At 56.1% G+C, this 22752-nt stretch carries 17 protein-coding genes; 11 read left to right on the top strand and 6 right to left on the bottom strand.

Annotated elements, in window-relative coordinates:
• Positions 1-4 precede the first annotated feature (4 nt).
• From AC5DDB_RS14385 to AC5DDB_RS14435, 11 genes are all read left to right on the top strand, one after another.
• On the top strand, positions 5-1135 hold the full coding sequence (locus tag AC5DDB_RS14385) for a glycosyltransferase (RefSeq protein ID WP_491740425.1): 1131 nt from the start codon (positions 5-7) through the stop codon (positions 1133-1135).
• A complete protein-coding gene (gene asnB / locus AC5DDB_RS14390; protein ID WP_491740426.1) occupies positions 1135-3090 on the top strand; it encodes an asparagine synthase (glutamine-hydrolyzing) in 1956 nt (651 codons plus the stop codon). The genes AC5DDB_RS14385 and asnB overlap by 1 nt, the downstream gene beginning before the upstream one ends.
• Positions 3091-3103: 13 nt before the next feature.
• Positions 3104-5434, top strand: a complete 2331-nt coding sequence (locus tag AC5DDB_RS14395) for an efflux RND transporter permease subunit (protein WP_491740427.1) — start codon at positions 3104-3106, stop codon at positions 5432-5434.
• 8 nt (positions 5435-5442) lie between these two features.
• On the top strand, positions 5443-5991 hold the full coding sequence (gene coaBC, locus AC5DDB_RS14400) for a bifunctional phosphopantothenoylcysteine decarboxylase/phosphopantothenate--cysteine ligase CoaBC (RefSeq protein WP_491740428.1): 549 nt from the start codon (positions 5443-5445) through the stop codon (positions 5989-5991).
• Positions 5992-6031: 40 nt separating this feature from the next.
• Positions 6032-6658, top strand: a complete 627-nt coding sequence (locus AC5DDB_RS14405) for a phosphopantothenoylcysteine decarboxylase domain-containing protein (RefSeq protein WP_491740429.1) — start codon at positions 6032-6034, stop codon at positions 6656-6658.
• Positions 6659-6957: 299 nt separating this feature from the next.
• Complete coding sequence (locus tag AC5DDB_RS14410; protein WP_491740430.1) at positions 6958-9432, top strand: DNA translocase FtsK; 2475 nt, start codon at positions 6958-6960, stop codon at positions 9430-9432.
• Positions 9433-9550: 118 nt separating this feature from the next.
• Complete coding sequence (locus AC5DDB_RS14415; protein WP_491740431.1) at positions 9551-10426, top strand: DUF1559 domain-containing protein; 876 nt, start codon at positions 9551-9553, stop codon at positions 10424-10426.
• Between the two features lie 100 nt (positions 10427-10526).
• Positions 10527-10988, top strand: coding sequence for a hypothetical protein (locus AC5DDB_RS14420; RefSeq protein ID WP_491740432.1), 462 nt, complete (start codon positions 10527-10529; stop codon positions 10986-10988).
• 310 nt (positions 10989-11298) lie between these two features.
• Positions 11299-12951, top strand: coding sequence for a citramalate synthase (cimA, locus tag AC5DDB_RS14425; protein ID WP_491740433.1), 1653 nt, complete (start codon positions 11299-11301; stop codon positions 12949-12951).
• A complete protein-coding gene (locus AC5DDB_RS14430) occupies positions 12948-13589 on the top strand; it encodes a Uma2 family endonuclease (RefSeq protein ID WP_491740434.1) in 642 nt (213 codons plus the stop codon). The genes cimA and AC5DDB_RS14430 overlap by 4 nt, the downstream gene beginning before the upstream one ends.
• A 27-nt stretch (positions 13590-13616) precedes the next feature.
• On the top strand, positions 13617-16742 hold the full coding sequence (locus AC5DDB_RS14435; RefSeq protein WP_491740435.1) for a valine--tRNA ligase: 3126 nt from the start codon (positions 13617-13619) through the stop codon (positions 16740-16742).
• Positions 16743-16750: 8 nt separating this feature from the next.
• On the opposite strand, the gene AC5DDB_RS14440 is transcribed toward AC5DDB_RS14435, so the two are convergent.
• From AC5DDB_RS14440 to AC5DDB_RS14465, 6 genes are all read right to left on the bottom strand, one after another.
• On the bottom strand, positions 16751-17014 hold the full coding sequence (locus AC5DDB_RS14440; protein WP_491740436.1) for a MoaD/ThiS family protein: 264 nt from the start codon (positions 17012-17014) through the stop codon (positions 16751-16753).
• A 57-nt stretch (positions 17015-17071) separates the two neighbouring features.
• Positions 17072-17887 (bottom strand): hypothetical protein, encoded by an 816-nt coding sequence (locus AC5DDB_RS14445; protein WP_491740437.1) that lies wholly within the window; start codon positions 17885-17887, stop codon positions 17072-17074.
• A gap of 142 nt (positions 17888-18029) precedes the next feature.
• A complete protein-coding gene (locus AC5DDB_RS14450; protein ID WP_491740438.1) occupies positions 18030-18947 on the bottom strand; it encodes a TIGR02996 domain-containing protein in 918 nt (305 codons plus the stop codon).
• 5 nt (positions 18948-18952) lie between these two features.
• On the bottom strand, positions 18953-21271 hold the full coding sequence (locus tag AC5DDB_RS14455; protein WP_491740439.1) for a xanthine dehydrogenase family protein molybdopterin-binding subunit: 2319 nt from the start codon (positions 21269-21271) through the stop codon (positions 18953-18955).
• Positions 21272-21273: 2 nt separating this feature from the next.
• Positions 21274-21744, bottom strand: a complete 471-nt coding sequence (locus AC5DDB_RS14460) for a (2Fe-2S)-binding protein (protein ID WP_491740511.1) — start codon at positions 21742-21744, stop codon at positions 21274-21276.
• A gap of 76 nt (positions 21745-21820) precedes the next feature.
• On the bottom strand, positions 21821-22717 hold the full coding sequence (locus AC5DDB_RS14465; protein ID WP_491740440.1) for an FAD binding domain-containing protein: 897 nt from the start codon (positions 22715-22717) through the stop codon (positions 21821-21823).
• Positions 22718-22752 lie beyond the last annotated feature (35 nt).

Here is a 22752-nt window from a genome sequence, read left to right on the forward strand (position 1 = left end):
CAGGATGTCTGCTGCCGTGATTCGTGTGTTGTCCGTCATCGCCACTCTGGACCGCTCCGGAGCGGAAAAACAATTTGCACTGCTGGCGAAAGGGTTGCCCAAGGAGGAGTTCGATGTACACGCCGTCGCACTCACGCGAGGCGGTCCGTACGCCGACTGGTTGGAAACCGCGAACATCCCGCTCACGATTCTCCACAAACGGCTGAAAGCCGACCCTGTGGCGTTATGGCGGCTGCGTCGGTTAGTGCGGAGTTTACAACCGGATATTGTCCACACATGGTTATTCACCGCGAACACCTATGGCCGATTGGCGGTGGGGAAGAATCCACAGTCGAAGGTCATCGTGAGCGAGCGATGCGTGGATTCTTGGAAAGCCGGTTGGCAATTGAAGACCGATCAGAAATTACAACCGCGAACCGATCGTTGGGTCGTCAACGGGGAAAGCGTGGCGGATTTCTATCGAGAGCAGGGGGTGCCTGGCGAACGAATCAGCGTGATTCCAAACGGTGTCGAAACGACCGACTCGGAACCCTTATCGCAAGATGAACGCAACCGGATGTTGGCAGAGTTCGATCTCCCGCCGAATGCGAGCGTCGTCGGTTACGTCGGTCGACTGGCTTCCCAGAAACGTGTGAAGGATTTGATTTGGAGCATTCAGATCCTTCGGCAACTCCGCGAAAATGTGTTCTTTCTGATCATCGGTGACGGCCCGGAACGCGATGCCCTTGGCGAGTTCGCACGGGAAATGACGTGTGCACCGTTCGTGCGGTTCGCCGGGCATCGGAACGACTCGGCGAAGTTAATGCGGACGTTCGATGTCTTTTGGTTGGCCAGCGAATTCGAGGGAATGTCAAACAGTTTGATGGAAGCGATGGCCGCCGGTGTGCCCTCGGTGGTGAGTGATATCCCGCCGAATCGCGAATTGGTTGTGGACGATGAAACGGGGTACGTCGTCAATCTCGGAGACAGTGCGGCGTATGCCCAATTTGCGGACCGAATCTTGGCCGATACCGAATTGAAAGCTCGACTCGGAAACGCGGCACGAACGCGGATGTCAGAAAACTTTCGCATTGAGCAAATGGTCGATCGCCATGCCGATCTGTTCCGTAAGATTGCACAGGAGCGAACCGGCTGATGTGCGGCATTGCGGGTGCGTTTTGGAACGGAAATAGCGAACCGTTCCCAGAAGAACTTTTGCGGCGAATGACCGGTACGCTGCGGCATCGCGGACCGGACGCGGACGGGTTTCATCTCACGCACGCTGACCACCACGGTGGGGCGGCGCTGGGGCATCGGCGGTTGTCGATCATCGATATCGGCGGCGGAAAACAGCCGCTTGCGAATGAAGATGAAACCGTCTGGGTCAGCTTCAACGGCGAGATTTATAACTACCGAGAGCTGCGAACCGAACTGAAATCCCGCGGGCATCGCTTCCAGACCGACAGCGACACCGAAGTCATCGTGCACGCCTACGAGGAGTACGGCGACGATTGTGTTCATCATTTTCGCGGCATGTTTGTGTTCGCGATTTGGGATTCGCGGAAGCATCGAGGATTGATCGCCCGCGACCGCATCGGTCAGAAGCCGTTGTTCTATCGGGAGCAATCCGAACGCGTGGTGTTTGCCAGCGAATTGAAAGCGTTGTTGCAACTCCCGGACGCAACACGCGAGTTGAACCCGGCGGCGGTCGATGCATTTTTGCAATACCAATATGTGCCACACCCGATGTGCATTCTCAAAGGGTACGCCAAACTTCCGCCGGCTCATCGGATGGTTTTCGAGCAGGGGAAACTCACTGTCGAAAGTTATTGGTCGCCGCCGTATGACCAGCCAACGGATCGAAAACTTCAAACAAATTGGTCCGAGAACCTGCGAAACACGTTGACCGAAGCAGTGCGGTTACGGTTGCGGAGTGATGTGCCGTTGGGAGCGTTTCTTTCCGGCGGGATCGACTCCACACTCATCGCGGGGTTGATGCAGCAGGAGTCGGATCGGCAAGTGCAAACATATTCGATCGGGTTTCCCGTCAAACAATTTGACGAACGCCAATACGCCCGCATGGCGGCGGAACATCTCGGCACAGATCATCATGAGTACGTCGTCGAACCGAAGGCGTTGGAAACGTTGCCGCGTTTGATTTGGCACTACGACGAACCCTTCGCCGACAGTTCTGCGATTCCGACGATGGCACTCTGCCAAGTCACTCGGCAAGCCGTCACTGTGGCGTTGTCGGGAGATGGCGGGGACGAATTGTTCGCCGGTTACGATCGGTATCGGGCAGTGGCGTTCGGTGCCAAATTCGATCGGTTGCCGAAACCGCTCAGGCAGTTGATGACTGCGAAACTCTGGCAACGCATGCCGGCGTCATCGAAACAAAAATCGTTCCGGAGACGTTTGAAACGATTGCTCGCCGGGTTGCGGTTGCCTCCGGAGTTGCGGTATCTCAACTGGGTAGGCATCTTCGACGAACAGCGCCGCCGCGATCTGTATTCCGAAGCGTTTCTCACTCAGTTACGCGATGTGCACAGCGAAGAATTCCTGCTGTCTGCATATCAGTTGTGTCCCAATCGGGATATTGTGACTCGCACGACGGCGGCCGACGTGTTGACGTATTTGCCTTGTGATATCCTGACGAAAGTTGACATCGCGAGTATGGCGGTTGGGCTGGAATGTCGGAGTCCGTTTTTGGATCATCACGTCGTCGAACTTGCCGCTCGCATGCCGATGGAAATCAAAATGTCCGGCGGGCGTGGGAAACAAATCCTGACAGAGACTTTCGCAGAACTGATCCCACAGCCAATTCGCGAACGGGCAAAAATGGGGTTTGGTGTGCCGTTGGATACCTGGTTCCGCGACGAACTTCGACCGTTGCTCGAAGATGTGCTGCTATCACAGACGGCTCTCGAACGCGGCCTGTTCCGTCCAGATATGGTACGTGAATTGGTGCGGGAACACGTCTCCGGTCAGTGGGATCATAGTGCCCGGTTGTGGGCGTTGGTTTGCTTGGAAGGTTGGCAACGCGTGTATCTCGATCACCCCGCACCCGCGGAGTGCCCCACGGAATTTTCCGTAATTGCTTCACCGTCATGATGAAAGAATCGTTTTGCTAGAATCCTTACTGAATGGGATGGCTCGGCATCGCGTGGTCACGTTGACGGTCGCGGTGTTGGCGTTCTGCGGGTTGGCGTGGTTCTTGCCGAATCTTTCGGTCAACGATTCCCCCGAAAGATGGTTTCCCGATAGCACCATCCGTGCATGGGAGCGGTACGCCGAGCATTACGAATACGGCGATTCCGTCATCATCGGCGTGCAATTCTTCCGACCGATTCGTGACGACGACTTGGATATCATGCGTTCGCTGCGGAATGAACTGCTGCAAATCGAGGGCGTCCGCAGTGTGACCGATGCGTCGCTGATCGCCGAGGTGATCGAAAAAACCACGCTGACCGATCTCGTCGCGGTCCCGGAACCTGGCGAACCGGACCCGTACGAAATTTATCGTGGTTCGCTCTTCGACGATCCGACCGTGTGGCGGACGGACGACGATCCCGACGACGGTCGCACGCTGTTGATGGTTGTCGAAATGGCTGACGAGTACGACGTCGAAACTCAGAAGGAACAACTCGATAATCAACGGCGAGCGGTTTCTGCCGGTATTTATGAAGCGATGCAACATACCGAGCAGAAGACCGACGAGATCACGATTCATGCGGCTGGCCCGATCATCATTCAATTCGAGTTGGAGAAAGTCGCCCGTCGGATCGCGTACACACTTTTGCCTCCGGCGATTCTTTTGGCCTTGCTGACCTTGGGAGTTGGCTTTCGATCTTGGGCCGCGGTTTTGACGGCCGTGGTCGGCGGAGGATGGGCCATCGGAATCATGCTCTCCGGTGTCGCGGTCCAAGGATGGACGCTCAACGTCTTGACCGTTGATGGGCCCGTACTGATGGCGGTCGTCGTGATTACCACGACGGTCCACTTCGCGCATTACCATTCGGTGCCGAGTCACTCGCATGACGTGTTGCCGGATGCGCATGAAATGGAAGCTCAGGCGGTCGATCAACACGTCTCTCGCGAGAAGCGTCGGCATTTCATTCGTTGGGTCGGGGTGCCGTGTTTGGGGGCGGCGATCACGACCGGCTTTGGCTTCTTGATGTTGACATTCAACGAACTCACACCGGCACGGGAATTGGGAGTCGAGTTGTTCGTCGGTTCGGTCCTGGCGTTTCTGGGGGCGTTTTTCGTGTGGTTGGCGTTGCCGACGTTTTCGGCTCGTCATGGCGTCTACTTGTCGGCCGCGAAACTGGAACGCTTGGAACGATTTGTGACCGGGTCGCCTTGGAAAACGTCCGCCGTGCTATGCGTATTGCTCTTGGGGTTGGCGTGGGCTTCGAGTTGGGTCCGGTTGGATGCTGATCCGTTTTCGTTTTTTCCGTCGACCTCGCGGACAGCGATTGCCCTCAATCATTTCAGCGAACGAAAGTTCGGGCATTATCTGCTTGATGTCGTTCTCGAACCGCACCAATTGCCGAGCGATCCCGATGCCCGCGTTGTCGAGGAACGACGACTCCGAAAACTGGCACTCGAGTTCGAACGATCCATTGCCGGACGACCGGAAGTCCGCAAGACGATTTCCACAGCCGCGATGCAGGAAAAGATCGAGGGTTGGGATCGATTGGGTGCGGAGGCCTTATCGGATGGGAAGTACCGCGAATGGGCTAGCTATCTGGGGCGGAGCGCCGTGTTTCGTCGCATCTTCAACAACTGGCTGATCGACCGAGCCGACAGCGGAGCCATGCGGGTGACGTTCATGTCGCACGATGCCGGCGAAGGTTTCCGACCGTTGATGAATGCCGCCCGGGAAGCGGTGCCGGACGAATCGTTCGATGCGTTCTATTCCGGAACAGCAGCGAGTGTCGCGGTGCTTTCGGAGCAACTTCTCGGCGGGATTACCAAGAGTTTGCTGGTCGCAATGGTCGCAATGGCGATGGTCTGCGTGGCATTGTTTCGATCGTTCCGACTGACGGCGATCGCATTTTTGCCGAATGCATTTCCGGTGCTGGTGGTGTTCGGGGTCATGGGGATTTGCGATATCCCGCTCAACTGTGGATCGGCGATGGTGACAACGATTGCCCTCGGAGTCGGGCTGAACGACACGGTGCACTTCGTGATGCATTACCTGGGGCGTCGGAGTGAGGGAGCCGATGTCGACACGGCTCTCGTCGGCACTTTTGGGGAAATCGGCCGACCGATCGTGCTGACGTCGGTCGTCAACTGTGCCGGGTTTGGTATTCTGTTTCTATCGGATTTCCTGCCGATGTCGCATTTCGGACTTTTGTCATCGGTCGCAATGGTGGCGGCGTTGATCGGGGATTTGGTGCTGTTACCTAACCTATTGAGGCTGTTTGACGGTGCCCGGTTACAAAAGTTGTAGGTGAATTTGTGAAAAAACGTGAAATCTTGCTCGGCGTGACCGGTGGCATTGCGGCGTACAAGACGGCAGATTTGTGTAGCAAACTTGTGCAAGCCGGGGCAGGGGTGTCGGTTGTGATGACCGAAGCCGCCACCCGCTTCGTTGGGCCGACTACTTTCGAAGCCCTGACTGGCCGGCCGGTATTGCGGGACTTGTGGACGCCGCAGGATCACTTTCAAGGCGAGCATATCGGTTTGGCTCGTCATGCGGAGTTGTTCGTGGTCGCCCCCGCGACGGCGGATTTTCTTGGCAAAGTCGCAAATGGCTTGGCGGACGATTTACTCTCGACACTCGCCATGACGACCATCTGCCCGTTCCTGTTCGCGCCCGCGATGAACACTGCAATGTGGGAAAAACCCGCCGTCCAGCGGAACGTTTCGCAACTCCAAGCCGATGGCGTGCACATCGCGGAACCCGGTTCGGGCTGGCTTTCCTGCGGCCAGGTCGGAGCCGGACGCATGGCGGAACCCAACGCAATTTTCGATCACATCGCAGAAATCTTGGCAATGACCGATTGAAGTCCGGTATTGCAAATCTCACCAAATTGAATCTTTCTCTATGCGAATTCTTATCACCGCTGGGCCGACCCGGGAATATTTGGATGATGTGCGTTACCTTTCGAACGCGAGTAGCGGGCGGATGGGGTATGCGGTGGCGGAGGCGGCCATCGCGGCTGGGTATGACGTGGTGTTGGTGAGCGGGCCCGTCGAGTTGCCGCCACCAACGCGATGTGAATACCATGCTGTCGAGACCACTTCCGAGATGCTCGAAGCTTGCAAAGAGGTCTTTCCGAAATGTGATGGTGTGATCGCAGCCGCTGCGGTGTGTGACTACAAACCGAAAGAACGAATTTCGGGCAAGATCGCCAAAACCGGAGCACCAGTCTCGATTGAGATGATCGAAACCGACGACGTGTTGGCTGAGTTGGGGCGAACGAAGACGAATCAGTGGGTCGTTGGGTTCGCGTTGGAGGCCCACAATCCGCGGGAGAACGCGTTGCAGAAACTGCGGGCGAAGAACTGCGACGTAGTTGTGTTGAATGCGCCGACGGCGATTGGGTCGGAATTCAACTCCGTCGAGCTGCTGGACGGCTCCGGAAAAACACTTTCGGAGTGGTCGGGACCGAAAAGTGAAATCGCGCGCGACCTGATTAGCTGGGTGGCGACGCATCTTCATTCGGCGTGAGGGCGCTTCTCCGAATTGCCTAGCCCGTACCGTCGGCACACCTCGCCCGGGAAACCTAGACTGCGTGTTGTTTTTTCGCAACGCGGATGTCCAGGCGTGATAAGTTTGGGATGCGAATCGTAGGGAGTCGGGTTTCGCATTCCAATAAGGAGATGGTTTCTAGGAGTCGGCGGCGGATTCTTCGGGTGAGATGAGTGACAGGGATCAACGGAGTCGAAACGGTTGTTCGGCTTCGCGGTTGGCTGTCTTTGTTCTCGCTTGACGATGCGACGCCAAACGGATGCCAACGGTAGGTTGTCATGATCAAGATCCGACGGATTCGGGACGATGTCTTTGCGCTCGTCTTGCTAGCGGCGGCGGGGTTTGTTGCGCTCAGTCTTATCAGTTACTCGCCAGCCGATCCCCCGGCAAAACTGATTTGGCCACACTCGAGTACCATCCGCAATGTGGGTGGCGAATGGGGCGCGCAGGTCGCGTTTCATCTCAACGAGTTTTGCGGTCTCGGGGCATGGTTCGTGTTGGCTTGCATGCTGACATCCGACGCCCGTCTCTTTTCCAATGAAGGTGTCTCTGGTTGGATCTCCCGACTGGTCGGCACCGCGTTGGCATTGGCTGCGGTGTGTGTCTTGCTGCAGATGTACGTTCCGAATTGGTCGCTGGGGCCATTGGTGGGAAGTGGCGGTCGCGTGGGGGCTTGGGGGCAAATTCTGCTCTCTGAGCAGTTCAATACGATTGGTGTCTCCATTTTACTTGGCAGCACGTTTCTCGCTGGAATGTTGCTCACGGGGGATCTTAGCATTCTTCGCAGCTTACTCTACGCGTTGACGGCACCACTTCGATTGTTGCGTTGGCTCAATCCGTTCCGCTTGCGAAAGCCGAAGAATCAACAGGTAGAAGAAGACCCGAAATCGTCCTGGGAGGCCGACCGTATTCCAGTGAATTTTCCTCCAGTGACATCCGCTTCGACGAGCGAAACGTCACTCCCTGAGACAGCCGCCGCGGTCCGGGCACCGGTTCCGGTCAACGCGCCGCCGACGTTCGAAATTGCCGACGGTTGGAATGTCAGTGCGTCTGCACGCCCCGAATTTCAATTGAAGTCCGATGTTGCCTTTGAGACGGAACCAAAGTCCGAACCGGATCCGGAACCTGAGGCAATCCCTCTGGCCAAAGAGGAACTCACGCCTCGACAACCAATCCGCATCAATCGCCCGAAGTCAGCTCCCGCGGTTGCGACTCCTACGCCGCGACCAAAACCACAGTTGCAAACGATTGAGTTGCCCACGACCGATCTACTCGAACAACCCGAAGCGTTCCCGTATGAACTGCTGGCCAGCAAAGCCCAGGCGGCGGCTCAGACGTTGGAGCAATGTTTTCAGGAGTTCGGGCTGAATATCCAAGTCGTGGAGATCGATACCGGGCCTGTGGTCACGCAGTTCGAACTGCAACTCGAGGCCGGTCTGCGGTTGTCGAAAGTTACTGCGCTCGCGGATGACATTGCGATCGCGTTGCGCGTGCCGTCGGTGCGGGTGGTGGCTCCAATTCCCGGCAAAAATACGGTGGGCGTGGAAGTTCCAAACGAAAAGCAAGTGATGGTCCGTCTGCGGGAACTCATCGAATGCTGTGACAAGGAACGCGATTCCTACCGTGTGCCGGTGTTCCTAGGCAAAGACGTGAGCGGCCATCCGATGACCGTCGATCTCACAAAGTTGCCTCACTTGCTGATCGCCGGTCGAACCGGAACAGGGAAGAGTGTGTGTCTCAACACACTGATCCTGTCCATGTTGATGACCCGTACACCAGAAGACGTCAAGCTGCTGATGATCGACCCGAAGATGGTCGAACTCAGCCCGTACAAACGGGTCCCGCACCTGATGCACCCGGTCATCACGGATATGAAAAAAGCCGAGGCAATGCTCGCGTGGGCCGTCGACAAAATGGAAGAACGTTACGATCTGCTGGCCCGCACGGGTGTTCGGCATCTCGATAGTTATAACAAGCTCGGCAAAGATGAAATTCTCGACCGCATGGGTCTCGATCCCGATGATCCTGAAGATATGCTCGAATGCGAAGAAATTCCCGAGCGGATGCCGTACATCATCATCATCGCCGACGAAATGGCGGACATGATCATGACGAGCGGGAAAGATGTCGAAGGGCACATCATTCGGTTGGCTCAGAAGTCGCGGGCGGTGGGGATTCACCTGGTGCTCGCCACCCAGAAACCGACTGTTGACGTGCTGACCGGGCTTATCAAATCCAACTTGCCTGCAAGAATTAGTTTCCAAGTCGCCAGTCGTACCGACAGCCGTGTCGTACTGGATGAAATGGGAGCGGAGCGATTGTTGGGCAACGGCGACATGCTGTTCCTCGCGCCGGGCACGAGTACCGTCACCCGGGCACAAGGGGCGTTCGTGTCTGATGAGGAAGTCAACGCGATTATCGATTTCTACTCCCAGTACGAACCGCAATACAGCCAAGAACTGGCGAAATTGAAAGCACCTGCCGGCGCAGGAAACGGCACACCATCCGGCACCGATGACCGCGACGAACTGTACGCGGAAGCGGTCGAAGTAGTGATTCGCGAGCAACTCGGCAGTGTGTCACGACTGCAGCGATTCCTGGGCATCGGTTACGGTCGCGCAGCAAGACTCGTCGACTACATGGCCGAAGACGGCATCGTCGGCGATTACAACGGCTCCAAAGCCCGCGAAGTCCTCTACACCATGGAAGAATGGGAAGCCCTGAAAGCCGGTCGCGAAGAGGTTCCGGCGTAGTTTTGCTATCGTGCTTCCTCTTGCTATTCCTTGCAGTTTGGCAGTTGTCCTGGTACTTTAAATATCTCTTTTTTCCTATCTGTCGGGCCGATCGGTCTACCATTTTGAAAGGTAACTTATGAATCAGTCGAATTCTCGACGGGGGTTTACGCTCATCGAGTTGTTGGTCGTGATCGCGATCATCGCCATCTTGATTGCACTGCTCCTGCCGGCCGTTCAACAAGCCCGTGAGGCGGCTCGGCGAACCGAGTGCAAGAACAAGCTGAAGCAAATTGGGATCGCGTTGCACAACTATCATGATGTGAATTCCTCATTCCCACCCGGTTGCACGAATGTTGCCAACGGACTGAGTTGGTTGGTGTCCATCCTTCCATTTATGGAACAGGACAATTTGTTCGACCAATTTGACTTTAGTCTTGCTCACAACACGGGGGTCAACAATCCCTTCCGGCAACATAAAAACGTCGCCTACCTTTGCCCGAGTGGTTCGGAAGAACGCGCCGACGACAACAATTCGGACTTCACCACGCACTACTACGGTGTCATGGGACCAACGGGGACCAACCCAGCGTCCGGTACAGCCTACTCGGAAAATACGTCGGGTTCCCACGGCGGGTTTTCGCGTGAAGGGTTGTTCTACTTCGGCTTGAGTGGCGTTCATAAGTTCCGCGACATTACCGATGGAACATCGAACACAGCCGTCGTTGGCGAGATCTCTTGGAGCGACCGAAACGGAAACGCGACTCGATATCGTCCCTGGACCCGTGGCGGACAAAGCGGCCAATATATGGCTCCGGCGAAGAATTTTGCTCAGCAGATCAACGCGGACTACACCGCGCTCTTCAATGACATGAGCTTCGGCAGTAATCACCCCGGCGGTGCTCAGTTCTTGTATGGCGATGGTACTGTGGCATTGATTTCCGAGAATGTCGACTACGGTGTTTATCTTTCGACCGGCAGTATCGCTGGCCAAGAAACGGAAGTCGCACACTAAAATCAAACGCCTCGGTTACACGGTAGCCGAGGCGTTTTCCCGTTTATTCTCTTTGCTATTCACCTTTGATTCCCCTCAAATCTCAAGGTAGCTACTCCTAATGTCGCTCATTGTTCGCTCGGTTTGTATTCTGAGTTTGCCACTCGTTTGTGTGTTCGCTGGTTGTGGTGGTTCAGACGATTCTCCTGATCGCTACACGCTTGAAGGGAGTATCACATTCGATGGGCAGCCAATCCCCGCAGGGACGATCACGTTGATTCCCGATAGTAAAAAGGGAAATCAAGGTCCCGCCGGAAGTGGGAAAATCAAAGATGGCAAATACACCACGGCCGATGGCGGCACCGGCATTATTGGTGGTCCACATATCGTTCGGGTGAGTGGTTTCGACGGAAATGCGAAACCTGAAGAAGAGTTGCCAATGGGGTCGCCTCTTTTTCCAGAGTACGAATATCAGTACGACTTTCCGGCATTCGAGAATGAAGGACCGGTTTCTGTCGACCTGAAAGTGCCGAAGGAAGCCGCTACGAGAAAGCCACAACAGCGACCTCAGGATGCGGTTTAGCCAATACCTGCAGACTAGTACCGGTTCGCACGTTGGTGATTATTCCAAGTTTGATTTGACAGAGACTAGGTTGGCATCTAATATGCTAGCCATCAAGGGATTTTCCATGTCAGTGGACACCATTACAATTCAAGCCGAAATTATGGGCATCGTCATTATGGGCGATGATCCTTGCGGCTCGAAGTGTAGGTGAATCTTCGGATAGACTTCACCCCCTCAGGTCGCAGGACCTGCGGGGGTTTTTTTGTGGGTGTCCGCCGACGCTCGTTCACTACCGACTACGCACCACAAACAACGGACAAACCGTTCCATGGCTCGCATTCAACTTTACGATACGACCCTCCGCGATGGTAGCCAGGGCGAAGGCGTGAACTTCTCGCTGCAGGACAAGCTGCAAATTACGCTGAAGTTGGACGAGTTGGGCTTCGATTTTATCGAAGGTGGCTACCCACTCTCAAACCAGAAAGACGCGGAATACTTTCAACGCGTGCGTGATCTCGACTTGAAACACGCCCAGGTGGCGGCGTTCGGGATGACACGTCGCAAGGGCATCGGTCCGGAAGACGATATCGGTTTGAAGGCCCTGCGGGATTCGCTCGCACCTGTGGTCACGGTCGTCGGCAAAACGTGGGACTTGCACGTCACCGAGATTTTGCGGGTCGATCTGGAAGAGAATCTCGCCATGATTCGCGATTCCGTCGGGTTCCTTGCGTCCGAAGGGCGACGGGTCGTTTACGACGCGGAACACTATTTCGACGGCACCGAAGCCAATCGCGATTACGCACTCGCCACGCTGAAAGCCGCCGAGGAAGCCGGTGCGGAAATCGCCGTCCTCTGCGACACGAACGGCGGCAGTCTGCCGGAACGCATCGCGGAATTCGTGGAAGCTGCGCGAAACGAGCTTTCGATCCCCGTCGGCATTCACTGTCACAACGATTCCGATGTCGCGATCGCCAACTCACTGGCGGCGGTCGATCACGGTGCGATTCAAGTGCAGGGGACGATCAATGGCATCGGCGAACGCTGTGGAAACGCGGACCTGATCAGCGTCGCGGCGAATTTATCGCTGAAAAAGGGCCACGACGTTCTCCATCCCGGCGGAGCACGACGGCTGACCGAACTCTCCCGGTATGTCTACGAACTCGCCAACATGAACTTTCGCAACGGGCAACCGTTTGTCGGGGCGAGTGCGTTCGCACACAAAGGCGGCATGCACGTGCACGCGGTGAACCGGTTGGCATCCAGCTACGAACACATCGAACCCGAAGAGGTTGGGAACGAACGCCGAGTGCTGGTGAGCGAACTTTCCGGCCGTTCCAACATTGTCGCCAAGACGACCAAGTACCAACTCGACCATGACGGCGAGTTGATGAAACGCATCATGGAGAAAGTGCAGGAACTCGAATATATCGGCTATCAATTCGAAGCGGCGGAAGCTTCGTTCGATTTGCTCGTCAAAAAATTGGCCGGCAATTATGAGCCGAAGTTTGAACGAATCCACTACCGCGTGAATGTCGAAACCGGCCAACGACCGGCGATGCCCGACCAGCCGCTCGACGAAGCTCTAACCGAAGCGACGATCAAGCTCAGCGTGAACAACGGGATCGAACACGTCGTCGCCGAGGGGGACGGCCCGGTGAACGCCCTCGACAATGCACTTCGAAAGGCATTGGTGCCGAACTATCCGAACCTCGCGGAGATGAAGCTCGTCGACTATAAAGTCCGCGTGATCAATTCCGCCGGCGGCACTGCGGCAAGTGTGCGGGTGGTGATTGAAAGTCGTGATGCTGACGACGTTTGGAGCACTGTCGGTGTGAGTGAAAACGTGATCGAAGCGAGTTGGCTCGCACTTGTTGACAGCGTGGAGTACAAACTGCTCAAAGACGAAGGGCAAGTCGGTGAGAACGGAACTGCCGAATCAACGCCGCAACCCGAATCACTCGCCGAGCAAGTGATGCCATGAACACACAACTCCTCGAGCAAATCGTTCGCGGCGAAGCCCCCGGCTTGATGCCGTTGAACGTCGACCAATACCACCGCATGATCGAAACCGGCATCCTCCCCGAAGGGGCAAACGTCGAGTTACTCGACGGCCTCCTCGTGCTGAAAGACCGCCGCGATGCTGGAGGAGACATCATGAACGTGGGACCCAGACATTCCGGTTTGGTGACGGCATTATTCAAGTTCCTCGACCAGTTAGTTGAGAATCGTGGTTTTCATGTCCGGTGCCAACAGCCGATTACACTTCCTCCGGGGAATGAGCCCGAGCCGGATGTATCCGTCGCGATCGGCGATTGGCAGCGATATTTTGATCGACATCCGACCGCGTCCGAACTTGCGGTTGTGATTGAAATCGCGGATAGCTCCCTGCAACAAGACCGGGATATGAAACAGCGAATCTACGCATCCGCAGGCATTCCCACATACTGGATCGTCAACGTTGTTGAGCAGCAGATCGAATGTTTCACCCAGCCAACGCAAGACACGAGTCGCTATCAAGATCAACAAGTGTTGCAACGGGGCGATTCCATTTCGTTGGCATTGCAACCTGGCGAGACTGTATCCTTCGCACTTGCCGAACTCTTTCCAAACGCCAATTAATCTCTACGGATATCTGAATCGATCACCATGAATACGGAAATTCCTAAGCAGTACGATCCGCACGCCGCCCGGGAGCAATGGTATCCGGTGTGGGAGAGTCGCGGCTATTTCAATGCGGACCCGAACCCCGCGAAGCCGCCGCATACTATTATGATTCCGCTGCCCAACGTGACCGGTGCGTTGCATATGGGGCATGCCCTCAACGGGACCTTGCAGGATTTGATCACCCGCTGGCGTCGCATGCAGGGTTACGAAGCCCTGTGGATGCCCGGCACCGATCACGCGGGCATCGCCACGCAAGCGGTTGTCGAACGGCGGATGCTCGAAGAGGAGGGCATCACCCGACATGACATCGGCCGGGAAGCGCTCGTCAATCGCATTTGGCGGTGGAAAGACGCCTACGAAGGCCGCATCATCGGACAATTGAAATCGATCGGTGCCAGCTGCGATTGGCGACGGGTGCGGTTCACGTTGGACGAAGTGTGTTCCCAAGCGGTCCGCCGGACGTTCTTTAAGTTCTTCAAGGACGGTCTCATCTACCGGGGCAAACGTCTCGTCAATTGGGACACGTATCTCCAAACTGCCGTCGCCGATGACGAAGTGTTCGACGAAGACGTTCAAGGACACTTCTGGACGTTTACATATCCGGTTGTTGACGGTGACGGCAAGGAAACCGGCGAAAAGATTGCGTTCTCGACGACTCGCCCGGAAACGATGCTCGGCGATACCGCGGTGTGTGTGCACCCCAGCGATGAGCGGTATCAAAAACTCGTCGGTCAACGCGTGCGGTTGCCGCTCTCGGACCGGTTGATTCCGATTATCGCAGACGCATTGCTCGCCAAACCGGATATGGGAACCGGAGCGGTAAAAGTTACGCCGGCTCACGATCCGAATGACTACGCCTGTTACGGCCGCAAACTCGGTCAGCCGGATGAGATCGAGCTGATCAACATCCTCAATCCCGACGGGACACTCAACGAAAACGGCGGTCGATTCGAAGGCCGGACCATGCCCGAAGCGCGTGAGGGCGTGATCGAGGCAATGGAGGAACTCGGACACTTCAAGGAAGTGGAAGACCGGGTCATTCCGCTCAAACACAGCGACCGCTCGAAAACACCGATCGAGCCGTATCTCTCGGACCAATGGTTCGTGAAGATGGACGACCTCGCCCAGAATGCGATGGATGCCGTCACCGATGGCCGCGTGAAATTCCATCCGCAACGGTATCAAAAAACGTACCTCGACTGGCTCGGCGAAAAACGCGATTGGTGCATCAGCCGCCAACTCTGGTGGGGTCACCGAATACCGGTTTGGAGCAAAGAGATCACCGGCGACGGTTCCGCAGAAGCCGCGGTTTTGAAACCGGAGTGGGGGGAAGCCACGGCGAGCGTAATCGCCGATGGTGTCGAACCGGGTACGAAAGTGTTTCTTATCTGCGTTGATGGCGGACATGAGGATATTGAGGAGGAACTGAACGAAGCCGGTTTCGTGCAAGACGAAGATGTGCTCGACACCTGGTTCAGTTCCGCGCTTTGGCCACATGCGACGCTGGGCTGGCCAGATGAAAACCACAATCCACCGCTTGCGGACACAGAACAACCCACAACGGACAACGGACAACGAACAACGGACAACGGACAACGAACAACGGACAACGGACAACGAACAAAGAACGAAGTCCTCGATTACTTCTACCCAGGCAACGTGCTCGTCACGAGTCGTGACATTATCACGCTGTGGGTCGCGCGGATGGTGCTGACGGGGCTCTATAATATGGGCGATATCCCGTTCGGTGATGTGTGCATTCACCCCAAGATTCTCGACGGCTTCGGGCAAACAATGTCCAAGTCGAAGGGCAACGGCGTCGATCCGGTGGACTTGATCAACAAGTACGGGACCGATGCGGTGCGGTTCACGATTGCTTCTCTGGCTGGGGAAACGCAAGACGTGCGGCTGCCGGTCGGGTACGAATGCCCGCACTGTGGGGAGACAATCGATCAGAAGCAGTTAAAAACGCCGGAAGCCGTCCATTCTGTCCCGGAAACGCTGAAGGGTGACTTCCCTCCGAAACAAGACGGTGAACCGCCACGCATGCGGTGTACGAGTTGCAAGCAGGAAAGCCAGTTTTCGCATCCGTATCTCGATCCGATCGCTGGCGAACCGTTGGCTCGTGTGGTCAGCGAACGCTTCGAGTATGGCCAAAAGTTCTGCAATAAGTTGTGGAACGCGTGTCGATTTGCATTGTTGAACTTGGAAGGTTACACGCCCGGCGAAGTTGCTGAGGCGGACTTGCAACTCGAAGACCGTTGGATTCTCAGCCGACTGGCGACCACATGCGATGAACTGACAACATGTCTTGGACGGTATCAGTTTGATGTCGCCACGCGAACACTCCGCGATTTTACGTGGAACGAGTTCTGCGACTGGTACCTGGAGATGATCAAACCGCGATTGCGGGACGAGGCCAAACGTCCGGTCGCACAGCGGGTGTTGGTCGGTGTGTTGGATACGTTATTGCGAATGTTGCAACCTTTCACGCCGTTCGTGACCGAGGAACTTTGGCAACGACTGCAAGACATTGCACCCGAACGCGGTCTGTTCAAACCGGAACCCGCCGCCGAAAGTGTGGTCATTGCCGCTTGGCCGGAAGTGCCCAAAGATTGGCAAGACAAATCGCTCGAAAGCCGATTCGAGCGGCTGCAAGATACCATCGTTTCCGTACGGAACGTGCGGGCGGTTTATGGCATTCCACCGAACAAACCGATCGAACTCTACGTGCGTTGCGAAGCGGATGTTGCGGACGATCTGCAAGGTGTCGCGAGTCAATTCGACAATCTCGCGAAAGCCGTGCTAGCGGCTGCCGGTGCGGAAGTCACCCGGCCACCGGCGTCGGCAAACTTCACGATCGAAGACGCTGACGGCTTCATTCCGCTCGAAGGTTTGATCGACCGCAAAGCCGAACTCAAACGCCAAGAGAAAGAAGCGGAGAAACTCCGCAAATTCATCATGGGGAGCGAGAAGAAACTCGCGAACGAAGGCTTTTTGAACAACGCCCCGGAACACGTGGTTGCCGGCATCCGCGAAACACTCGCCGGACACCAAAGCCAACTCCAAAGCGTCGAAGAAATTATCCAAGCGTTGCGTGACGATTAGACAGAATCTCACCCGCCGCCGATTGCAGGGAGGAAATGCACTTCGCAGTCGGCGGTGAGTTTTTGCCGGAGGCCGCGTGGGCTGATTTTGCCATCGATCGCGACCGCGATTTCCGGACGGAGATTGTCATCAAGACAGAGCCGACTGGCAAAACCGGGAAACTGGGTGTCCAAGTCGGCGATGGCTTCGCGAACGGTCTGGGCGTCGGTCTCGATGCGTTCGCGGTTGTCCGTCAGAGGGCGAAGCATCGGTGGAATGAAAACTTGGGGCATGGGCGAACCTTCGATGATGCGAGTTTTCTCGAATTATCGAAGGTCAGCCGGGCAACATCAATTCGGGGACGGTTGGGCATGGGAAATCGTGTTCGTGACCAACTCGGGATTGGGGAACACTAACATGACCACAGCGATGGCAACGCCGCCTGCCAAGTATAGAAACGGCGCGTCCCAAGAATGGGGGGCGATCGCTTCAATCAACGTCATTAGTGGTGGCAATAGCAGCAGCAAACACACCAGCTGAACCGTGGTCAGCAGCGATGCGGTGCAGAGCAGGATGACAATGCTCGAAATCAAGACGCAGGCACTGCCTTCCCAGGATCGAACGTATTCCCGTCCACTCACCCACGACGTAACGCGGTAGCGATGTCGCCCGAATCGCACACCGACGGGTTCGGCTAAACCATCGCCGATTGCGGTAATCAGAAGTGGAATTGTAATCAATCGTGGATCGCCGGTTGCCCGCAAGATGAAGAAAATGGCCACCAAAGTTGCATAGGCAGCGAGTGCCTGCGTGACAATCCAGCACAGCGTGTATGGCTGATCTTCGGGGCGGTCGACACTGGCAAACGCCGTGCGAACCAGCGAAAACCGCTCGCGAATGGGTTTCATGAAGATCGATGTGGTGAGCAAGAAAACGACTGCACTCGCCGTGATTGTCCACACGTTCGGTTCGTAAGGCAGCAGCGGAGCCAAGCCGATCGGAAGCATAAACAGGACAAAATGATTGAGCTTACGAGTGTAATTGACTTTCACACCAGCCTTGAGAACCGCCACACCGAGAATCCAACACCACGCCGCCAAAACGACATTGTGGATTGAAAGCGTCAGCAAGTAATTAGTCGGGAAGATGTGTTGAAGTTGATCCATCAAACTTCTTTGGCGGCATCGAGGTCAAGAAACGAATCGCTCACGGATGCCGATACAGCAGTACCCTGGCATCGCATCGAGCGAACGATACTTGAAATCAATTTCGGAGCCGAGACCAATTTGGGGCAACTTCACAAATTGGCTAGAGCAGAATGGAATCTGGAATGTCCGGCAACTGGGTGCGAACCCGTCGCAATTCACGGATATTTCGCAAATCGATGTACTCCAAGCGTTCGGCCAGGGGGGAGTTGACCAAACGCCAAAAGCCTGTTTCTGTAATTTCGTTAGACTGCAAGTTAAGAAATCGCAATTCCGGAAACGCTTTGCTACGAATGAGTTCCGTAATGCCATCGTCTCCGATTTGGTTACGTTGCAGATCCAGCAACTCCAGGTTCTTGAGATATTTGGCTCGACACAGGTGAGTCAGTCCAATGTCGCGGATGTCGTTCTCGCGGAGCCGAATTTCTGTGAGATTCACCAGATGCGGCGTATTGGCCAAGCTAGCCGCATCTTCGGGACCCATGGTAAGCGGACTGTCGGTCGAGAAACCTTGAAAGTAACCCTCGAGCGTGAGGCGGCGAATATGTTGCAGTGTTTCGAGTTCTGCAACGATCGGCATTCGCGATTCGAAACCTCGTAAGTCCAAACTATCGAGCAGGGGGGCTTGCCGGAGAACTTCTTCACCGTGATTCTGCCAGTCTCGCACGGAAAACCAACCGTGCTGAATAAAACCGCGAAAGAAGTAAAATTGCTTCCAGTCCCGGGTCTTGATGGCTTTTAGCGGCCGAATCCATTCCGCTTCATGTGCCGAGAGCAATTCACGCTCGCGATTTTTCAACGCTTTCCAATGATCATCGTCGTTCTTCCGCTTCGGCAAACGCCAGATCTCGTTCTGGAGAAACGGGACATCCTCCGAACGTTGGAAGAGTTCACATTGCACCCGGATGAACTCGCCGCGTGGGTCGCCTTGTTCGTCCAACCAGTCGGCATAGATCAGCCGAGGCAAATCTTCATCCGGCTCGGCTTGAATGGCTTCCAAAAACGCGGCATCCTGGGGCATCAATTTTAACCGTTCTTGGTTTCAACCGGTGACTTGAGAATCTCATGAAGCACATGCGGCGGTGACATGGGCAGATGTCGCATACGCACACCGATCGCATCGTAAACCGCGTTCGCGATGGCAGCTGGCGGCGGAACAATCGGGACCTCACCCACACCGCGGACTCCATACGGGTGCCCTGGGTTCGGCACTTCGACGATGATGGTGTCGATCATCGGCAAGTCGAAACACGTCGGCATCCGGTAGTCGAGCAGGCTGCTATTTTTCATCGTGCCTGTCTCGTCGTACCAGTATTCCTCGTTAAGTGCCCAACCGATGCCTTGTACCGCTCCACCCTGCATCTGCCCTTCGACATAGCTCGGATGAATCGCCGTGCCGACATCTTGCGTCGCGGTGTAGCGGACGACTTGGACCTTGCCGGTTTCAATGTCGACTTCCACATCGACCACGTGCGTGGCAAATGCTCCGCCCGGTTCGTCGTGGTCCGACGTGCCATGCCCGATCACTGGTCCGCCGGTCGAGTTGAGTTGAGCCGCGATTTCTTGGAAAGTCAGCGATTGATTTTTCGGCCCCTGCCAAGTGCCGTCAACGTACTCCACCTGATCCGTCGACACATCCCAAATGATGGCCGCCCGTTCGGCGAATTGACGACGAATATCCAGCCCGGCTTCGTACGCAGCCCAGCCCGTGGCATAGGTGACGCGACTGCCGCCGGTGACATCGGTGTAGCCAACGGAATCGGTATCGACCACCGCTGGCCGAATATCATCCGCTTGCAAGCCGATGGTTTCGGCCAATTGCATTGCGATACTGGCCCGTGAACCACCGATGTCGGTCGAACCTTCGACAAGCGAAACGGACCCATCCGAATTCACACTCGCCGACACGGCCGACTTCAAACCGGCGTTGAACCAGAATCCCGATGCGACTCCACGTCCACGGCGAATCTCCGACGATGACTCCCCACGATCGAGCGGTGATTTCCAGTGGTCGGATGTCTGAACCGCTTGCACACTTTCCATCATTCCGATCCGCGAGTAAACCGGTCCATCGACGCGACGTGTACTTTCTTTCGCGGAGTTGGCAATCCGAAACTCGACCGGATCGACGCCGATTTCCCGGCAGATTTCGTCGATCACTGTTTCCGTCGCGAACGCCACTTGGGTTGAACCCGGTGCTCGGTAGGCTTTTGTCGCCGGTTTGTTGACACAGACGTCATACCCGACAACTCGGCCATGTGGTAAGTCGTAACACGCGAAAACGCACATCGCACCTGCACCAACCGGCGAACCGGGGAAGGCACCGGCTTCGAAATAAATCTCGGCTTCACCGGCAGTGAGACGTCCGTCGCGAGTGGCTCCGAGTTTGACTTTCATCCATGATCCGGGTGTCGGACCGGTCGCTTCGAGGACTTCAATGCGATCCATCGTGATCTGCACGGGGCGACCGGTTTTGCGGGACAGAACCGCAGCCACCGGTTGCAGATACACGGAGATTTTTCCGCCAAATCCACCGCCGATTTCCATCGGCACGACTTTGATCTTCGCGAGCGGCACCTCCAACAAACCGGCGAGTTGAGCACGAACTGTGAACGATCCTTGTGTGCTCGTCCAACAGGTGAGGTTGCCGTCGGCGTTCCACATTGCAGTGGCGGTGTGCGGTTCGATGTAACCTTGATGCACCGTCGAGGTCGTGAATTCCCGTTCAATGACGACATCCGCTTCCGCGAAACCGGCTTCTATATCGCCTTTCTCATGAAGGAATTTCTTGGCGATGTTGGTGGGACGGTCTTCCGGTTCGGCGGCATCTGCAAAACCGCTCGTCCGCAAGTTCTCGTGCAGAATGGGCGCATCAGGTTTGCAGGCTTTGCGGACATCGAGTACCGGAGGCAGCGGTTCGTAGTCGACTTTGATTAGCTTGATCGCCTCTTGGGCGATGTGAATGTTCTCGGCAGCAACGGCGGCAACAGCGTGACCGCGGTACAGAACTTTGTCTGTCGCCAGCACGTTCCGCGAGAGGTCCTGCAGGTCGAACATGCCTTCACCCAAATCTTCGACTTTGTGCTCGATCGTGGGAAGATCGGCGGAAGTCATCACGGCATGCACACCGGGAAGTTGCTCCGCGGCGGACGTGTCGATGGAACGGATCTTCGCGTGAGCGTGCGGACTTCGCAAAATCGCTCCTCGCAGCGTGCCCTGCAGACGCAAGTCCGCCCCGTACTGAGCACGTCCCGTCACTTTGTCGACACCATCGTGCCGAATCGGACGGGTCCCGATGACCTTGTATTTTCCGTTGCTGGTCTGTGGTAGTTCGGCGGTCGACATGGTCACTGATCCTGTGCTAACAACTGATTTCGTGCTTCGGCGGCGTGTTGGACGGCTTTGACAATCTTGTCGTAACCGGTACAGCGGCAAAGGTTTCCGGCTAGGCCGAAACGGATTTGATCTTCGGTCGGTTTGGGAACCTCGTCGAGCAACGCCTTGGCGGTCATGATGAAACCGGGGGTGCAGATGCCGCATTGTAGGGCAGCATCTTCGAGAAACGCCTGCTGAAGCGGATGCAATTCCCCTGACTTCGCGACACCTTCGATCGTCTCAACGTTGGCCCCTTCAGCTTCGACAGCGAGAACCAAGCAGCTATCGACCGGACGACCATCGAGCAACACGGTACATGCACCGCAGTTGCCGTTCGAACAGCCTTCCTTCGTGCCGGTTTGGTTGAGATTGTCGCGAAGAACTTCCAACAGCGTTTGTCGGGGGCGGCAGAGAAACTCCTGTTCTCGGCCATTCAATGTCATGCTAACGATTCGTGTTTTTGCCACGAGAGTTCCTTTGTGATGGGAACGGTCTTGCTGATTCGGGAATAAGCGACGATCAACCGGGAAGATGGAATTGCACCGTTCCGGTGCGTGCCCGTGTGATCGCTTCATTGAGAACGCGTTTGGTGAGGACGCCACTGACGTGTTTGCGGAATTCGATGGTCCCTCGCATGTCGTCAATCGGCTTAGCAGCATCGGCCGCTAATTGAGCGGCTTTCGCGACTGCTTCTTCTGATACGGTTTGTCCTGCGAGTTCGTCGCCGATCTCCGTCACGAAAAGCGGCGTGGCTGCAACGGCACCAAGTGCAACGCGAACAGCATCGAACCGCTCGCCGGAATCGTCGAGTTGCACCCAGGCACCGACGCTGACACTGGCGATATCCATCTCGTTCCGCGGAATGAACCGTCGGTAATGCGAACCGGAGTTCGGGACAGGCTTGGGGAACCGAATCTCCACCAGAATTTCACCCGGTTCGAGGACATTCTTTCCGGGACCGGTGCAGAAATTCTCGACGGCAACTTCACGACGACCTTTCACGCCGTCGATCACGCACACCCCACCCAGCGCGATGAGCGAAGGCGTACTGTCGGCAGCGGGGCCGGAGTTACACAAGTTCCCACCGACCGAGGCGCGATTCTGAATCTGCACACCGCCGATGATGCTGCAGCTTTCCGCGATGGCGGAGTAGTTCGTGCGGATGGTGTCGTCTTGCTTGATCTTCCAACACGGAACAGCGGCCCCGAGATGGAAACCGGCATCGTCCGCTTCGAACCGATTGAGTTCCGGGATGGACTTGATGTCGATCACCCAATCGGGGGTGAGTCGTTCCATGCGAATGTGGTCGATCAGGTCGGTGCCGCCGGCAAGGACTCGGGAGTGGCCATTATGTTCGGCAATCAAACTGAGTGCGTCGGCCAGCGTCGTCGGGCGGGCGTATTCAAAGTCACGCATAATTCGTGGCGGGTTCGTCTGGTGTGGCGAAAGAA

Source organism: Thalassoroseus sp., assembly GCF_984380535.1.

What these genes read in the sequence shown, in the direction of transcription:
- AC5DDB_RS14385 (WP_491740425.1), top strand. Translation starts at nt 5, where the DNA reads ATGTCTGCTGCCGTGATTCGTGTGTTGTCCGTCATCGCCACTCTGGAC.
- asnB (WP_491740426.1), top strand. Translation starts at nt 1,135, where the DNA reads ATGTGCGGCATTGCGGGTGCGTTTTGGAACGGAAATAGCGAACCGTTC.
- AC5DDB_RS14405 (WP_491740429.1), top strand. Translation starts at nt 6,032, where the DNA reads ATGCGAATTCTTATCACCGCTGGGCCGACCCGGGAATATTTGGATGAT.
- AC5DDB_RS14410 (WP_491740430.1), top strand. Translation starts at nt 6,958, where the DNA reads ATGATCAAGATCCGACGGATTCGGGACGATGTCTTTGCGCTCGTCTTG.
- AC5DDB_RS14415 (WP_491740431.1), top strand. Translation starts at nt 9,551, where the DNA reads ATGAATCAGTCGAATTCTCGACGGGGGTTTACGCTCATCGAGTTGTTG.
- AC5DDB_RS14420 (WP_491740432.1), top strand. Translation starts at nt 10,527, where the DNA reads ATGTCGCTCATTGTTCGCTCGGTTTGTATTCTGAGTTTGCCACTCGTT.
- cimA (WP_491740433.1), top strand. Translation starts at nt 11,299, where the DNA reads ATGGCTCGCATTCAACTTTACGATACGACCCTCCGCGATGGTAGCCAG.
- AC5DDB_RS14430 (WP_491740434.1), top strand. Translation starts at nt 12,948, where the DNA reads ATGAACACACAACTCCTCGAGCAAATCGTTCGCGGCGAAGCCCCCGGC.
- AC5DDB_RS14435 (WP_491740435.1), top strand. Translation starts at nt 13,617, where the DNA reads ATGAATACGGAAATTCCTAAGCAGTACGATCCGCACGCCGCCCGGGAG.
- AC5DDB_RS14440 (WP_491740436.1), bottom strand. Translation starts at nt 17,014, where the DNA reads ATGCCCCAAGTTTTCATTCCACCGATGCTTCGCCCTCTGACGGACAAC.
- AC5DDB_RS14445 (WP_491740437.1), bottom strand. Translation starts at nt 17,887, where the DNA reads ATGGATCAACTTCAACACATCTTCCCGACTAATTACTTGCTGACGCTT.
- AC5DDB_RS14450 (WP_491740438.1), bottom strand. Translation starts at nt 18,947, where the DNA reads ATGCCCCAGGATGCCGCGTTTTTGGAAGCCATTCAAGCCGAGCCGGAT.
- AC5DDB_RS14455 (WP_491740439.1), bottom strand. Translation starts at nt 21,271, where the DNA reads ATGTCGACCGCCGAACTACCACAGACCAGCAACGGAAAATACAAGGTC.
- AC5DDB_RS14460 (WP_491740511.1), bottom strand. Translation starts at nt 21,744, where the DNA reads ATGACATTGAATGGCCGAGAACAGGAGTTTCTCTGCCGCCCCCGACAA.
- AC5DDB_RS14465 (WP_491740440.1), bottom strand. Translation starts at nt 22,717, where the DNA reads ATGCGTGACTTTGAATACGCCCGCCCGACGACGCTGGCCGACGCACTC.